Source organism: Microbacterium sp. WCS2018Hpa-23, from assembly GCF_031843845.1.
Classification (GTDB): Bacteria; Actinomycetota; Actinomycetes; order Actinomycetales; family Microbacteriaceae; genus Microbacterium.
This window is the reverse complement of the sequence record NZ_JAVTIZ010000008.1, coordinates 1-15,846: the sequence shown is the minus strand read 5'-3', so window position 1 is coordinate 15,846 and position 15,846 is coordinate 1. Positions and strand designations below refer to the sequence as shown.

Genomic DNA, 15,846 nt, shown 5'->3' with positions numbered 1-15,846 from the left:
GGTAGGTGACGGATTCAGTAGGTGAAGAGCGCTTCGGCGTCAGTACGTGAGGACGAGCTCGCGCGCACCGTCTCCAGGTCGACCTCTAGCTCGACGAGCTTCGCCAGGGTCTCGTTCTGATAGGTCGACTTGTGCTTGAAGTAGTCGTCCATGGCCTGGGAGAGGTCATTGCGGATCTCGAACAGCGGCTGCATCGCCTTGTCGCTCGTGCCGTAGTCCGTCAGCAGGCGTCCGTTGGTCAGTGGCCATTCCAGCTGGCTGGATCGAACGTTGCTTTCTTCCGCGCTCTTGCCTGCAGCGGCCTTGTCGGCGAGGTAGGTGACGTAGGAGTCTCCCTCGGGGACGATGTGTCGGATGTAGCCCTCTTCGACGCTCCCGTCTCGCCAGTCGAAGTTGAACCCGCGGCTGGATACCCATTCGGCGTCCAGCTCGAGAGTGGAGGGTGTGTCGTCCTTGGCGACGTCACCGGTGACCTGGTCACCCGCAATCGGTGCAGGAAGTTCAGGGAGCTGCATCTGCACGCCGTCGACACTGACACGACGACCCTCAGCCGTGTACTCGGCGATGCGTGCCTGATCGACCTTCATCTGCTCGAGCTGTTCGTCGAGGTCCGCGCGAACCTCTTCCTCCTGGGGCGCGACGACGAGGTCGGCGTACACCGCGCCTGCGTCGAAGGTGTCGCCGTCTAGGGCGGCAGTTTCCGTCGCACCCGACGCACCGGGGTTGAAGTACAGTCGCCACTGGTCGAACTCGGCGAACGTCTTCTGGCCAGCGAGATCCTCGCGGAGCTTTCGCGCATCAGCGGGCTTGTAGACGAGCTCGGAGTTGGAGCGCATCGTGAGATTGAGGATCTGCTGTTCGAACGGGCGATCGCTGTCGATGACCATCCCCATGTAGCCCGTGGAGCCGAAGACGACGATCTCACCCGTCACCGCGCTCTTGAGAGGCTGGTCCTTCAGATCGGAGGTGGCGCCCGTGAGATACGCCTTGTACTTCTCGGCGTTGGCCGACATGACGCTCGTGCTCTTGAACTGCATGAGGAGCAGTGCTCGGGTGCGATCGGTGTTGACGTAGACGCCGTTGACCTCACCCGACACCTGCGTACGGGATGTGGTGAACGTAGGTGTGTACAGGGTGGTGCTGTCCAGGTCCGCCTGCTGGTTGGTCACCGATGAGACCGCTGCCGACCCGAACAGGAGCACGAAGCTCACCGCGATCGCCGCGACGAAGACACCGAAGCGCTCGATGCCGTGATGGGAGTCCAGGCGCAATGCCGTGCTCACGTTCTTCATCGAATCCTTGATGCCCATGTCGGGATGCCTCTCTGATGGGTGGTCGTCTGGAGCGGGTGGAGGTGCTGCTATCGATGAGAAACGGGGCCGACGGCATTAGCCGCCGACCCCGCATCCACGCGTTCTGTGTGAGCTGTGTCGCTCAGCGTCCGAGGTAGCCCGACAGGACGATGAAACCGCCGCCGAGCTCCTTGATGGTCTGCTCTCCACCGGAGGCGACCATCTGGATCAGTGCGAGACCGCCGCCGAAGAATGCGCCTCCGAGGAGGATCATCACGGCGATCATGATCCAGGACTTCTCCTGCTGCTGGCCGTTGCCGAAGAGCTTCTTGGTGACGAAGACGCCGGCGACGATGAGGATGATCAGACCCAGCAGGGTGACCAGGGCACCACCGACGAAGCCGGCGTAATCGGTGGTGTTCGTGAGGAAGGAGACCAGGTCCCAGGCGCCCAAGGGAAGGGCCGGGGTGTCTGTGACGTCACCTGCGTTCTGGATGATGGCCGTGGTGCTCATGTGTCCTCGCTCTAGCTGGGGAGTGGGTGGTTAGGGGTCGATGCCCTGCGAATTACCATACCCCATTTACGCTCATAAATGCGTGAAAAACGGGAATCGGCTGATAAGCGTTGAAGCTCACCAGCCGATTCTCGTTCACGAGGGATTCCGACTAGCTGCCGGATCGATCCCGCCTCTCTGAGCCCTTCGGACGAGGAGTCCGATCGGCCCGCACGGACCGAGCGGGGCTGGGCGCGTTTCGCGTGGGAGCGACGGGGGCTGCCTTCGGAGCCTGCACCACTGGCGCCGCGACCTGAGCGGGCCGTGACACCTGTGGTGCCCGCGGCGCTTGGGGCGCCGGAGCCGGCCGCGAACGCGTCGTCACCACGGGTGCCGAAGTGCCCGTCGGCGCCTGCCTCACCGGAGCCGCCGAGGACGGCGCCTGTCGTACTGGCGTCGCGCCCCTCGTGGACTGCTTCACCGGCGCTGCATTACGCGGAGCCTGCTTGACGGGAGCTGCGCCACGAGGAGCCTGCTTGACCGGCGCTGCGGTACGAGGTGCAGAAGTCTGCGTGGGCGTAGCCTGCCGACTGGGCGAAGACTGCTTTGCGGGGGCAGATGTCGACCCTGCACCCCGAGAGGGGGTGGAGGTCTTCGTGGCGGCCGCAGTCTTGCCCGTCGATGGGCGCGAAGCCGGCGCCTGCTTCGTCGCTGTGGCAGACGTTCCTGCAGTCCGAGTAGGCGTGGGCGTCTTCGAGGCAGAAGCCGTCTTGACCGCAGACGGGCGATCGGAAGAGCCCTGCTTCGTCGATGCTGCAGAGGCTCCTGCACTCCGCGTGGAAGTGGCCGCCTTCGAAGTGGGCGCTGCCTTCGTAGCAGTTGTCGCCTTCGAGGTGGACGCGCTCTTCGAGGTGGCCGGGGTCTTCGAGGTGGCCGGGGTCTTCGCTCCAGCTGCTCCGCTGCTCGGCGTCGTCCCCGACGAGCCCTTAGCCCCTCGAGTTGCACCGGCGACGCCTGCGACTGTGCCTCCCGCTGCCGAGATGGCGCGTGCGTTCTCGGCCTGCTTGAGGTTCTTCGTGTTCGGCTTGTCCAGCGAGCTCCTGGTCGCCTCGGCCTTCGCGTGCTTCGCCTCCTGGTCGCCGGCAACAGCCGACCCACCCTTCTGCACAGCCTTGCCGCCGTCCTCAGCCGCGCCTTGGGCATCACCGGTCAAGCCGCGACCCACCGCAAGAGCACCGTCACCGACGGCTTCGACACCCTCCTTGCCCGCTGCAAGCCTCTTCGTCTTCGCCTCCTTCAATCCGGCGTTCGACTCGTCGATCGACGCAGAAGCGTCGCTGAGAGCATCCCCCTCGACCTGCGGGGCTGCGATCTCGCCGGGCTTGGAGAGGCCATTCGCCTGCACCTCTCGACCGAGGGACACTTCTTCGGACATCATGGTCAGCTCGCTCGATGACCCGCCCGGAAGAGCCCCAGGGTCGGTTCCCGGGTCGCCGTTGCCTGCAGCTCCAGAATCGGGGCCGCTGGTGATCTCGAGCTGACCCATGGCGCCCTCAGGTCCGGCGGGTCCACCGGGGGCCACGCCGCCGGCCGTCGAGATCCCCTCGGGGCGTCCGCGCTCGGGCGTCGAGGAGGAAGCCGCGACGACACCCTTCCCGCCCTTGTTCAGCATCTGAGTCGCCGCGGCGGCACCAGCACCCGAGGCGAGTCCGCCAGCCATCGCTGGAACGAGGCCGCTGTTGCCCGGGATGCCGACCTGGGTGTCCATGAACTTCTCGACGAGCTTGGTCACCGCCTCCTCGATCGCCTTGACGAACGTCTTGCGAACGCGCAGCGCCATCACCGTGAACGCGATGACTCCGATGATCGACAGCAGGGTCACGACGAGCGAGAAGCCCCACCCTGCCATGAGGAACGTGACGAACCCGGCGAGATCTCCGCCCGCTCCGTTACTGAGCACCGCAGCGAACGGCATCTCGATGATCTGCGGCAGCGAGGTCAGGAACTCCTGAACGAGTTTGTAGATGAAGATCGTCACGACCACCTCGAGGATGAGCGCGATCGAGTAGACGATCACCTTCGCGATTCCGGCCATCGCACCCATCACGGCGAACGGTATGGCTGTGACGGTCTGGATCGAGCGCCGGATGCTGGCGAACAGCATCGAGAACGCGTAACCGAATCCGATGAGGACGAAGGCGCCCAGAAGCACGGTCGAGTTCAGCCAGTACAGGAAGCTCATCGTTCCGGTGCCGACCTGGCTGACGGAGTTGTGGATCGACCGCGTCGCCTCCGAGGCGACGTTCGAGGACGAGTACATGCGCATCGACGTTGAGTCGAAGTCGGTGTTCAGGTAGTTGTACATCGCCAGAGGAGACAGGTTGCACGATCGTGGTGCGCCGTCGCTCGTGACGATCTGCGTACCGGTGAACTTGCAGCCGTTGTTGACGGTGGTGAACGTGCGCAGCGACGAGTTGCCGCCAGCCCGCAGACCAGTACCGGACTGGACAGACACCAGCGGGTTCGGAACCGGGTTGTACTTGTTGAGGTCGCCGGCACCCTTGGTCAGATCCTCGAACCAGGCCTTCACGGTGTCGTTGCCGTGGTTCTGGAAGTACGAAGACTGCGACAGGTCACCCTTTGCGATCGTCTCGAACGACGCAGCCGAGACCTGCTTACCGCTCATGAACCGACCCAGGAGATCGACCGTCTTGATGAAGGTCACCGGGCCGGTGGCGGCGTCGATCGCCTTGCCGTCCTTGCTCATGATCTCTGCCGACCAGGTTGCATCGTAGGACCCGCTGGCGACGATCGCCTTCAGCCCCAGGTTGTGAGTCTGGTTGTTGATCGCGAGAGCGGTGTTGCGCACGTTCGCCTGAGCGGTGCCGCTCGGGGTGTTCGACGAGGAGTCCCACTGAATGGTGGCGCCCTCGGGCACGGCGAGACGGCTCTTCAGCGCCCAGTTCTCGAAGTCGACATAGGTGCTCATCACCACTCGCGCGGAACCGGAGTTTCCTTCGCTCGAGGCGTCCTGCATCGAGGTGAGCATCCCGGTGTACATCGAGCCGAGCAGAGGAAGACCCAGACCGATGAACAGGAGGCGGATGATGAGCTTCTTCACCGCGCCGCCGCGATCCATCTTCTTGAACATCAACAGCCCGAAAATCAGCACCGCGATGAAGAGCGGCACCATGACGGTCCAGGAAAGGGTGACGAGCGTCTGGTACCAGCCTCCGATCCAGCTGACAAGACCGCTGAGCGGACCGACGTCGGGCGTGCCGTTGCCGACCATGCCATCAGCGAGCGTCGGGCTGATTGCGTTGACGCCTGCGTAGAAGAGCTTGAAGGGGTTGAGCAAGGCGAGGATGTTGACGAAGGCGTTGAACACGAAGTCCACGGCACCACCGAGGATGAACAGAAGCATGACGACACCACCGCCGAGCCAGTTCATCATCGGCAGAGCGAGTCCGGTGCTGGTGCTGTCCAGCCCCATCCCCTTGAGCGCGGCTCCGAAGTACGCGTAGTCGACCATGCCCTGGAAGCGGGACGAGGAGAAGTTGCCCTCGCCGTCGCGGACCAACAGCGTCTCGTAGCCGATCGCATCAGACGAGCCGGAGAGCTTGGACATGAGCCAGCCGGAAACGCTGGAGAAATCAGGGTCGGCATATCCGAGGAGCGATCCGGCCGAACCGGGGTCTTGGAGAAGGACGCCCCACTCGTGGCTGAATGCCGCTTCCGTGCTTCCCGGCTCCTGCACCGTGGAGAAGAACGCCGTCGTCGACGAGGCGACCTTGTAGAACGAGAACTTCATCGCGTCCTCGTCAGCGGCGTTCGCGCTCTGAGCGGCGAACAGCCCGAGTACGGCGATGAGCGGGAAGATCACAGCTGCCACGAGGGCGATCACCCGGCGCGAGCTCCAGAACCGAGACCGAGCAGTCTCGACCGCAGGTGCGTTCCCTGCTCGTCCTTCGCGGAGGAAGGTGAGGAGGTTGCGCGGCGCCCCCGGGGAGGTGGTGATGTCCGACATCGGGATCCCTTGCTCGTCGTTTCGAATCGTCTGCGTAGTACTCATCGGGTGGGCACCATCCGCCGCTGCGGCTGCAGGGACGCCGGCCGTCCCAAGGGGGTGATCCCGGGGAGGGCCTTCGGCGCCCGAGTCTCGTTGTGCTGCTCCTGGGTGACGTAACCCTTGGGGGTAGCGGCAGGTCGTGCGGACTCCTTCTGGCGGCGCTGAGTTTCTGCGATGGCTTCACGCTGAGCCGCCCGAGCCGGATTGACACCGAGCGCGAGATCCAGGTGGAACACCACGTTGGTCACTCCGCGACGGAGGTATGCCAGTGACTCACCGCGCTGCGTGATGAGGTGCTCGAGGTCCGGCGGGATGTCGCGGCCGAGCTTCTTCTGATACGCCGCGACGGTCGTGTCGGTCATCGGTCCGAGCACGGTCCAGTTGGCGTCGTCGAAGCGGTTGAACGCCGAATCGAGCAGCATCTTCTCGGCCGAGTTGTACAGGTACGCGACGCGGCCGCCGCGAGTGAAGAGTCGGTCCAGCTGCGACTGCATGTACTTCTTCACCGCATCGTCGATGTGCTCGGTGCCATGGATGACGAGCGTGTCACCGAGGGAGAGGTTGTCGACAGCGAAACCGATCGTGTTCACCAGCTGAGCCATCGCGACCCCCTTACCGCGGTGGAGCAGCTTGGAGAAGTCATAGATGACGCGACGCGCCTGGCCGACGCCGTCGATGCGCTCGCTCGTGTGGGTGTTGAAGAGGTCACCCTGGGTGTTGAGGAGGTTCATGTAGACCTTCTGCAGCACGTTGTACGCGTGGAGCATCTCGGGGTCCCGGGCTTCGCGGCTCTCCAGGGCACGGTAGCCGGTCTGGAACGAGGTAACGAGATCCTGCAGACGGGGCACCTGGTTGTGAGGGATGCCGACGATGCGCAGCCGACTGCGGTTCTCGGGGGCGTTGAAGACCCACATGTTCTTGTCGACGTAGAAGGTGGTGAGGGTGTCGGCGAGTGTGCCTCGGATGATGGATCGATCCATGTCCGTCGCCTCGTACACCTGCTCGGTCATCAGGACGAGCTTCTCGATGTGCGCGGAGAAGATTGCCTGCTCGTCCTCGACATCTCCGAACATCTCGAGCATGTTGATGTCGCCCGTGCTCATGTCCAGGCGCGTCGTGATGCCCTCAAGAGCGGGGCCGAGACGGTCCAGGTCGGCACCGTCGAGGACGAGATGCACCACGCGGCCGTTGTTGAGCAGAGCGCTCTGGCTGATCTTGCTCCCCCACATGTCGGGAACGTGGGCGCGACCGAGGTAGTCGTTCATCGACGAATCGGCGACCACGACATGGTGGGAGTAGTCGTTGACGTCGAAGAGCACAGCGGAGTTGTTGACGTCGCCCTTCATGGACCCGACGTACTCGCCGCTGGGGTCGTTGAGACCGTTCGTGACCAGTGAGTGGGAGCCGGCGAACTCGACGGACGTGAAGTGCTGGCCGCTGCCTCGCTTCTTGTCCATCTTGCGCATGAGGCCGGACAGCTCTGCGCGCTGCTCCCCTGGATAGGCGGCGACGTTCAGGGTTCCGAAGCGATCGACGTAGAGACGGGCAACCTTCTCCAGGGCGTCGTCGAGTGCATCAAGGGACCCGGCTCGGACGAGGAGGCGGTTGTGGACGTGAAGATACGATGCCCCGTCTGCGAGCTCGTCGGTCGCGATCTCGACGTCGGACAGGACCTTCGCGGCCTTGCGCTTCGTCCTTGCGGACAGGGTCGCATCGTTCTCGCCGGCGTCGAGCTTGTTCAGGCGCTCAGAGTCGCCCGTCTTGTCGTCGATCCACTGCTGGCCCATTCGGCGCACCTGCTCGAGAACGACGACGCTCACGCCGTCACCCAGGCCGTCCGGGATTCTGTTGATCCCCCAGAACGCACCGAAGTCATCTTTGGCTGCATCGTCGTGGAAGAAGCCCAGAACACACGCGACACCGCGGTCGACGTGGAAGTAGTCACTCCGGAAGAGGTAGCCCTCGGTGGGCTTGATCGCCATGAGGTGCGGGTAGTCCTCCATCTTGCCCTTGAGGCGACGGAGCTGGCGCTCGGCGAGGCGACGCTCCTTCGGGGTCATGCCCGCAAACGCGTCATCCGTGGCGGACTCCTCCAGCACCTGGAGCGCCTTGTCGATCTCGGCTTCCTTCGTCGCCTCGCGCAGACGTGCGAATCCACCACTGCTTGCTCCGAAAGGAGAGGCGGTGGTGGTGTCCAGTGGGGTGTTCGCGTTCATCGTCGTGTCCTTCGTGCTCGTCTGTCGGGAGGTCGGCCGCGGCGTCAACGTCAGCGAGAGCCGGTGTAGACGGAACGAAGGACCTCCTGGACCTCGTTGCCGTTGAGAGGAGTGAGCTGCTTCATCATCAGAGACGATTCCTCGGCCTCGGCCTGCAGGACGACCTGCGCCTTCCGGAACGCCTCGCGGTTGTCCGCCTTGATGAGCACGTACTGGTGGATCGAGGTGAAGGAGTCGCCGACGTAGTCGCGGAGGATCGAGTACCGCTCTTCCATCAGCTCCTGCAGATCGGGGTCTCGGACCTCGAGGCCGCGGTTGATGCGCTCGAGGTTGGCGAGCTGGCGGTAGACGCGCTGTGGTTCCTTCGTCGTGACCCAGATGAGTTCGACGGTCGTGTCGATCTTGCGCCAGAAGGCGTCGACGCGATCGAGGATCGAGATGCGGTCCTGCTCGAACACGAGGACGGATGCAGAGCCGACCACGATGTAGGCCTGGCCGACGGTTCCGTCGCCCCAGGTGATGAAGCCGTTGGCGTCGATCTCGTCGATCCCGAGGACCGAGTAGAAGCCGCTGGGGTCGGAGTCCTGTCGCGTGGGGACGCGGCGGGCGGACTTCGGCAGGTAGTTCAGAAGTGCGGGGATGCTCTTGAGGTTGAGCTCTTTGGTCTTCGAGTACTTGCCGAGGAAGGCGGTCGCGACCAGCCACCAGATCACGATTGCGATCAGCAGGAACGGGTTCGCGTGCTTGAGGAAGGTGTTCCCCACCGCCCAGATGAGGATGAGGATCGAACCGACGTAGAAGAACAGGACCTTCATGGCCAGTGGCTTCATCTGGAAGCCGCCGCCGCTGAGGGTGATCTCGTGATCGAGGACCGAGCGTGCCAGCGAAACCGGGATCTTGTAGTTGAGCTTCGCCACGGGTCGCCTCCAGATTTCGGTGGGCATGACGTGCCCAGATATCTGTCGAGTCTACATCAAGACCCGTCGTTTTTCCCTCATAAATGCACGGAAATGACGATTCGGCTCGTAACCGAGAATCCGCGTCGTTCTGCACCAAAAGGACCCCCTACCGGTGCTCCGGCAGGGGGTCCACGCGGCTCCGTGGCTGGCGCCTATTTCGCGAACTCGGCGATGATCTTCTTGACCTTCGCTCCGCGCTTCGGCGGGCCGAAGTGGATCGTTGCTCCAAAGGTCTTGCCGGTCCGCGGGCTGACGAAATCGGGCACGTACACCTTCCGGCCGGCCATCAGATCGGAGCGCTCGTCGATGGTGAACTCGTGGCTGCACCAGGCTTCAGGGGGCATCTGCTGGCCACGCGCGTCGCGCGCTCCCTCCATGTTCCGCTGGAAGCCGACGAACGGGTACGACTTTCCGTTCTTCTCGAAGACCTGGTTGGCGAGCTTGCCTCGCACCGGGTACGGCTTCTTGTCCTTCGCGCTGATCGCATCGAAGGCGATCTCCTGGCCAGCCAGGAGGGCGGCGAGTTCCGCATCGGTGAACGTGTGTCCACCCCACTCGAGGTTGAACTTCACCACCTGTCCGGTTTCTACCCAGACGCCTTCGTGCTTCGCCTTCTCGCGTGGCATATCGCTCAGCCCCAAGTCCTTCCGCATCTGCACGGCGTTGTGCCGCATCGTCTCGATGTCTTCCCGCACCCACTGCGCCACCTGTGCGAGCTGCTCGTCGGCGTTCGCTTTGCCCGTCGCGACGTCGCGCATGATGGCGTAGACGCGCTCGGTCAGCTCGAGATCACCGATACGGGTGCCCGGCAGCAGGCGATGGCTCATGTCGCCGTACTCGCTCATCGTGATCTTGCCGCGCGACTCGTTCAGAAGGGGATACTTCGCTCGGGCGTTGGTGACGTCGGCGTAGGTGCTGGTGCGCGTCGCACCGGTTCCCACGTCTCGCTTCTCAAGCTGCTTCATCAGCCACTTCATGGACGGATGCTCCGGCCGTGGCGGGATGATCTCGTAGACCAAGGGCTGCCCGACCGTTCCGAGACCCTTCGGGTTGTCCTCGCTCTCCTCTCCCCCTTCGGCGTCTTTGTCGTCGTCGGAGTCCTGGAAGACCTGCTTCCATCCCAGGCTCAGAGGTACGTTGGCGCGACCCTTGAACGCGGGGTATGTCTCCAGGTGCCCCTCCTGGGACTCGTACAGGTAGTCCTCGGCGAGCATCGCAAGGTAGGAGCGTGCCAGCTCGATGTAGATCAGGGGTGCGATCGGTCCGAACGTCGACTTCAGCGCGTCGAGAGAGCCGGGCACCTTAGGTCCGGGACGGTTCGCGCCGTGCGCGCCGGCGTCCTTCACGTGGGTCTTGCGGGGCGCCCGGTGGGTGAGAAGCTGCGGATTCACCCCGGCGACGGCCGCGATCTGGTTCACGAAGGGCAGGAGCTCGTTGAACTGCTCCGTCGTGATGGTCTTGTCCTCCGTCCGCGGGTACGACACCACCTGTGCCTCGTACATCTTCTGGTAGGTCGCGAGCACCTGGTCGGCCTTGATGCCGCGGCTGGAGAGGCGAGCAGAGAGTCCCGCGAGATCCAGTAGCCGCTTGGGCGCGGTCGCCTTGTTGGTCTTCTTGTCGAGGACGACGCGGGAGGCGCTGTAGATCTGTGGGACTTCGCCCTCGGTCGCGAAGCGCGGCTCCTCGGGGTTCGTGTAGAGGACGCCGTTCTCGTCGCGGAAGCGGTTCTGGTACTCGGGGATCTTGACGTAGTTCTTGTGCGCTGCAAGCTGGTCGCCGACGAGCTTCACCATGGCCGACTTCAGTCGCCCCTGTCGCAGGACCGCCTGCTGGCCCGAACACAGCGATGCGACCCGCGTGAACTGGATGGTGAGGAAGTCGAAGCGATCGCGGAAGTTCGCTTTCAGATAGTCGCCCTCGTCGAGCATCGACTTGACGGGGCGCCGCTTGACGAACGCGCGCTGGATGGACGCCGGCGCCTCATCGGTGAACTCCATCCGAGAGAACTTCTTGCCATGCAGGTGCAGCTCGTCGATGATGTTCCAGGCGATCGCGTCGCCCTCTCCGGTGGGATCGAGATCCGTTGCGATGACGATCTCGTCGACGCGAGGGAGCACCTGGCGCAGCTGGTTGAGCGTGTCGCTCGTACCCTTGATCGGAACGCGAGACCACGAGAATCGCGCGCTGTCCCACGGGAGGTTGCCGAGGCTCCATGACTTCATCTTCGCGGCCTCGTCGGCCGTGGCGCCAGCGAGCTGCTGGTCAGGCTGCGCGAGCTCGAACAGGTGTCCTCGAGCGGAGACGACGACGTACGGCTCGCCGTTGAATGAGCCCTGAACGCCACCCAGGGCTGCTGCGAACGCTCGCCCTGCCGAAGGCTTCTCCGTGAGAACTGCCAGTGTCATGGGCGACTCCTTCTAGGTCGTTTTTCGCTCGTAAATGAGTCAATCATACATTTTGAGGGTGTGATGATCCTGGGGTCCAAGAAGCGATCGCGGGCGTCGGGTCGACCTGCTCAGACGCTCCGGCACCCTGATTCTGAGCCCAGAGGCTCGTTGTGACGTTCGTCGTTGTCACGCTCTGCGTCGGCGTGCCGATGGCAGTGACCGGCATGGGGGTCATCGAATGCCTCGCCGCATCCGGAGCTACCACCGGGCTGCTGGCGCGGGCATGGATCTGGCTGAAGACGAACCCGTAGCCCCTGGCGCGACAGAAGCCCGAGAGGTAGTCATCCTCTCGGGCTTCTGAGTCGATTCTGTCAGGCGGCGGCCGTGACCGGATGCGAGATGTCGAACATGATGACCGCCGATTCCATCTCGCTCTCCTCCCCCTCAGCGCGCTTCGCCGCGTCGAGCCGGCGCGCGGCGTGACGAAGGCAGACTCGATTGAGCTGCTGGTACTCGAGGCGCGCGCTGTCGAGGGCACGGAGCGCTTCGTCGGGGATGTCTTCGCCGGCGGTGCGGTAGAGCCCCAGATTCTCCTCGTACAGCTTCACGGAGTGCTCGGCGAGCTTGCGGAAGTCCTGCGCCGCGATGTAGTCGGTCTCCGCCACCAGAAGTCGTTCGATCTGTCCCATGCCCATCCCGCGATCATATCGGCGACCCCGGCACAGCTGCCGGAGAGGTGGTGTTAGAGGACGGCCAGGAGGTGCTCGTCGACGGTCGCCGCCGTAACCTTCGACTCGCCGAACAGGGTCTGGAAGAACTCCGCGCCGGCCTTGCTCGTGGTGTGCACAGGCGCCCCGTCGTTCCAGTGGTTCATCGCCTCGCGCATGAGAGCCAACGCCTTGGTTCGAACCTTCGACACATACGGGTGGCTGACGCTCATCTCCTCGGCCAGAGACTTCACAGAGCGGTCTTCGAGGTAGATGCCTCGAATGATCGTGCGCATCGGCTCAGGGAGAGCGTCGACCATGCGGACGAGCATCTCTCGCTCCTCGGTCTGCTCAGCGGTCTGATCGGGGAGGATCACGGTCTCGGTGAGATCGTATTCATGCCGGCCGTTCTCAGAGGCGAAGTGCTCCTCGTAGCTGGTTGACGTGCGCACCATCTCATCGAGCTTCATCATCTCGGTCACGACCTCCAGGCTGAGGCCGGACTCGTTTGCGAGTTCAGCGACCGTCGCAGCCCGGTCGTGTCGTGCGACGACGAGGTCCGATGCGACGCGGAGCAGCTTGATCTTCTCTCGACTCCGCTCCCCCGCCGGGTCCATTCCTCGCATCTCATTGAGGATCGCCCACTTGATCTGAGAGCTGGCGTACGCACCGAAGGGGACGCCGCGGGAGGGGTCAAAAGAGACCGCCGCCTGGGCGAGACCCATGCGCGCCGCCGAGAGCAGATCATCGAGATCCAGATGCTCGGCCGTGCGCGCTTTCTCCACGGCGAGGTATGTCGCCAGTGGCATGTTCTCCCGCGCGAGCTGCTCGGCGGTGGTGGGCTGGGGGTGTGAAGCTGCTGAACCAGTAGAACTGGGGGAAGTGTTCGGCAACGGTTCTCCGATTTTAAGTTTCCTGATCTCTGCGTAAACGTAGCAGGGTCTACACGTTCCTGAGCATTAACGATGTGTAACGACTTCGCGTCGTCCCACGGGTCAGCAATGCCCCAGGCCATGGACCCGGGGCATTGCTGAGGCCGCGGTCAGCTGGCAGCGGGCGTCAGTACGATCACCGTGGAATAGGTCGAACCAGATGAGACGTACACCTTCGTCCCATCGGGAGAGATCGCCAACTTCGCGCTCTGATTCGCGTCCACAGGAACGCGAGCGATCACGAGGTCTTCCTCCACGTCGTACACGCGTATCTCACCCAAGCCCAGGTGATAGATCCAGCGCCCGTCAGGGGACAGTGCGATGGCGGTCACCGATGCCGACTGGCCCATGTTCGTCGATGCGAGGAGGGTTCCTGATGCCACATCCACACGCTGCAGAAGGGGCCCGTTGGCCATCCACACAGTGCCGTCGCCGGCGTCGACCATCAGCGTCGCCGCCCGAGCGCTATAGAACGCACGAGCCTTCTGTCCGGCGGGGTCGATCTCGTAGCTGGTCGCGGAACCGCTGCTGTTCGCGAGCACGAGGCCGCTCGAGAGCGTCTGCAGCTTCCAGTACCTCCCCGTGGCCCCCAGACGGAGTGTGCTGACCGTCTCCCAACTGGTCGCATTGACCACCAGGAACTGGGCGTACGTGCTGGCGCCTGTCCGAACCAGGTAGAGATCGGTGCCGTCGAGAGACCAGGTCGCGTCGATGAGATCTCTCGCGGTCACCGAGCCGACTACCGTCATGGTCGAGGTGTCGAAGATCTGGGCGACACTTTCGCTGACGAGCACCAGACGAGATCCGTCAGGGCTGATCTTCGTAGACAGCACTGACGTGACCGTGATCGGCACCTGACTGCGGATCGTGCTCGTGTCCACGTCGATGACGTTGAGCACCTTGCCGCTCGGGACGTACAGGGTGTTGCCGTCAGGTGAGACAGCGGGCGCCGCGGTGCTCTGGGTGACCTCGATGGCACCGGAGGGCGTGATCGCAGGGTTGGGCCGCACCACGATCGTCAACTCGTCCTTCGCCGACAGCCCCTCGGCGTCCGTGACCTGGATGGTGGCGGTGAAGGTGCCCGTGGAGGCGACGGAGCCGCTGAGCGTGCCGTTCACGTTCAGCTGCAGCCCTGCAGGGAGTGCGCCGTCGACCACACGATACGAGTACCGCCCCCACCCCTCGCTCGCCGAGAACGCGCTCGAGTACGCCACGTACTGCGTGAGGGTGCGCGTGCCAGCGACGAACACGATGGGCTTCGGGGCCACAGTGAACGGGATGGTGAACGTTGCGCGGCCGCCGGTCGGCGCGTTCGTGTCGTGCACGAGGATCTCGAAATCGAACGAGCCCGCAGTCGTTGCAGTCGCCGTCAACACGTTCCCCTCGAGCGTCACGCCGGCGACCTGCTTCACGAGCGAGTAAACGAAGTTCGCATTGCTCGAGCCGTTCGTGGCGTTCAGCTCGATCGACTTCGACTCCCCCACAACCAGGTCGAATGCGGCCGCGTCGATCTCTGTGCGTCCAGGAGAAACGATCACCGTCGTGCGCTGCGTCTCCGAGTTCTTCGCATTGGTCGCCGTCAGGGTGATCGTGAACGATCCCGCAGCTGATGGGGCCGTACCGACCAGTCGACCTTCTGTGAACGAGAGCCAGCTCGGCAAGCCGGTTGCCTCATAGGAGATCTCCAAGCCGAGCGTCGACGTAGCAATGAGGTCCAGGTCGACAACGCCGCCAACCTGCACGGCGACCGTGGCAGGAACCGGGAACGTCAGGACGTCCGGCTTCGCGCCGCCAGCCCCAGGATCGATTGTCGGGTCCTCGGGGTCTACCTCGGATCCGTCGCCCGGCTCGGTCGGTGTCTCGGTTCCGGGATCGACCGGGTCTGGGTCGGTAGGGTCGTCAGGTTCAGCGGTGCCGCCGTCGCCGGGCTCCGCGGGTTCTGAGGGATCGGTGGGGTCAGTCCCCGTGCCTCCGTCGCTTCCCCCATCGCCAGGCTGCGAGGGATCAGTGGGATCGACAGGGTCAACGGGCGCCGTGGGATCAGTGGGGTCCACGGGATCGGTCGGGCCTTCGCCTCCGGGGGTTCCGTCGTCGCCTGGATCGGTCTCGCTGCCGCCGTCGCCTGGGTGCGGGTCAACGGGGTCGGTCGGATCCACACCTCCACCGGGAGGGAACCCGGGCTCATCAGTGCCGTCGCCGGGCTCGGGGCTTGGGTTCGGCTCGGTAGCAGCCTGCAGCCAGATGTAGAACCACCCTCGCACCGTCGTCTTCTCGTTGACGACGGCCAGCTGGAAGAGGTACTTCCCCGGCGACGACGTGGGGATACCGGAGATGGTCCCCGTTGCCTTGTCAACGGCGAGGCCGGTCGGCAGCTCGCCCTGCTCCAGCGTCCAGACGGCATCCGAGAGGTCGAAGTCACCGGTCACGTGCATCAGGACGCTGTACCCGTCCTCGACGACAGCGAACGGGAGACCCTGCGCCTTCACGTCGCTTTCCCCGCCCGTGGAAGGCGGATCGACGGGCTCAGGGCTGGGTGTCGGTGAGACTTCCGGGTTGGGTGTCGTCGGGCCCGTCGAGGGGTCATCCGTGGGAGAGGGGCTCGGCTGGGGTGCTGGGTCGTCAGTGGGGTCGGGATTCGGGGTCTGCGGCTGTTCGGTCGGCTCCGGTGTGGGCTCAGGCGAAGGCTCGTCAGTTGGCGACGGGGACGGAGTCGTCGGTTCATCCGTCGGCGCCGGCGTGGGAGCAGGCGTCGGTGTGGGAGCAGGCGTCGGTGTGGGAGCAGGCGTCGGTG

General features: G+C 64.2%; 10 protein-coding genes. 1 reads left to right on the top strand and 9 read right to left on the bottom strand.

Features of this window, described 5'->3' with window-relative positions; translation table 11 throughout:
• Positions 1–14: 14 nt before the first annotated feature.
• The 6 genes from RQG77_RS14010 to RQG77_RS13985 form a co-directional block, all read right to left on the bottom strand.
• Positions 15–1,310 (bottom strand): hypothetical protein, encoded by a 1,296-nt coding sequence (locus RQG77_RS14010; protein WP_311245245.1) that lies wholly within the window; start codon positions 1,308–1,310, stop codon positions 15–17.
• A gap of 124 nt (positions 1,311–1,434) precedes the next feature.
• Positions 1,435–1,806, bottom strand: coding sequence for a hypothetical protein (locus RQG77_RS14005; protein ID WP_311245244.1), 372 nt, complete (start codon positions 1,804–1,806; stop codon positions 1,435–1,437).
• A gap of 151 nt (positions 1,807–1,957) precedes the next feature.
• Positions 1,958–5,812 (bottom strand): hypothetical protein, encoded by a 3,855-nt coding sequence (locus RQG77_RS14000; protein ID WP_311245243.1) that lies wholly within the window; start codon positions 5,810–5,812, stop codon positions 1,958–1,960.
• A gap of 41 nt (positions 5,813–5,853) precedes the next feature.
• Positions 5,854–8,070: a hypothetical protein gene (locus tag RQG77_RS13995; protein ID WP_311245242.1), complete on the bottom strand. Its 2,217-nt coding sequence runs from the start codon at positions 8,068–8,070 to the stop codon at positions 5,854–5,856.
• A 50-nt stretch (positions 8,071–8,120) separates the two neighbouring features.
• Positions 8,121–9,014: a hypothetical protein gene (locus tag RQG77_RS13990; RefSeq protein WP_311245241.1), complete on the bottom strand. Its 894-nt coding sequence runs from the start codon at positions 9,012–9,014 to the stop codon at positions 8,121–8,123.
• 167 nt (positions 9,015–9,181) lie between these two features.
• Complete coding sequence (locus tag RQG77_RS13985) at positions 9,182–11,434, bottom strand: DNA topoisomerase (protein WP_311245240.1); 2,253 nt, start codon at positions 11,432–11,434, stop codon at positions 9,182–9,184.
• Positions 11,435–11,586: 152 nt separating this feature from the next.
• Between RQG77_RS13985 and RQG77_RS13980 the strand changes: the two genes are divergently transcribed.
• Positions 11,587–11,727 (top strand): hypothetical protein, encoded by a 141-nt coding sequence (locus RQG77_RS13980; protein ID WP_311245239.1) that lies wholly within the window; start codon positions 11,587–11,589, stop codon positions 11,725–11,727.
• A gap of 60 nt (positions 11,728–11,787) precedes the next feature.
• Here the strand turns inward: RQG77_RS13980 and RQG77_RS13975 are convergent, their stop codons facing one another.
• From RQG77_RS13975 to RQG77_RS13965, 3 genes are all read right to left on the bottom strand, one after another.
• A complete protein-coding gene (locus RQG77_RS13975) occupies positions 11,788–12,111 on the bottom strand; it encodes a hypothetical protein (protein ID WP_311245238.1) in 324 nt (107 codons plus the stop codon).
• A 47-nt stretch (positions 12,112–12,158) separates the two neighbouring features.
• On the bottom strand, positions 12,159–13,016 hold the full coding sequence (locus tag RQG77_RS13970; RefSeq protein ID WP_311245237.1) for a sigma-70 family RNA polymerase sigma factor: 858 nt from the start codon (positions 13,014–13,016) through the stop codon (positions 12,159–12,161).
• Positions 13,017–13,165: 149 nt separating this feature from the next.
• Complete coding sequence (locus tag RQG77_RS13965; RefSeq protein ID WP_311245236.1) at positions 13,166–15,541, bottom strand: putative Ig domain-containing protein; 2,376 nt, start codon at positions 15,539–15,541, stop codon at positions 13,166–13,168.
• Positions 15,542–15,846 lie beyond the last annotated feature (305 nt).

Excerpts from the sequence above, each read along its gene's own strand:
- RQG77_RS14005 (WP_311245244.1), bottom strand. The coding sequence starts at position 1,806 with ATGAGCACCACGGCCATCATCCAGAACGCAGGTGACGTCACAGACACC.
- RQG77_RS14000 (WP_311245243.1), bottom strand. The coding sequence starts at position 5,812 with ATGTCGGACATCACCACCTCCCCGGGGGCGCCGCGCAACCTCCTCACC.
- RQG77_RS13990 (WP_311245241.1), bottom strand. The coding sequence starts at position 9,014 with ATGCCCACCGAAATCTGGAGGCGACCCGTGGCGAAGCTCAACTACAAG.
- RQG77_RS13975 (WP_311245238.1), bottom strand. The coding sequence starts at position 12,111 with ATGGGCATGGGACAGATCGAACGACTTCTGGTGGCGGAGACCGACTAC.
- RQG77_RS14010 (WP_311245245.1), bottom strand. The coding sequence starts at position 1,310 with ATGGGCATCAAGGATTCGATGAAGAACGTGAGCACGGCATTGCGCCTG.
- RQG77_RS13995 (WP_311245242.1), bottom strand. The coding sequence starts at position 8,070 with ATGAACGCGAACACCCCACTGGACACCACCACCGCCTCTCCTTTCGGA.
- RQG77_RS13985 (WP_311245240.1), bottom strand. The coding sequence starts at position 11,434 with ATGACACTGGCAGTTCTCACGGAGAAGCCTTCGGCAGGGCGAGCGTTC.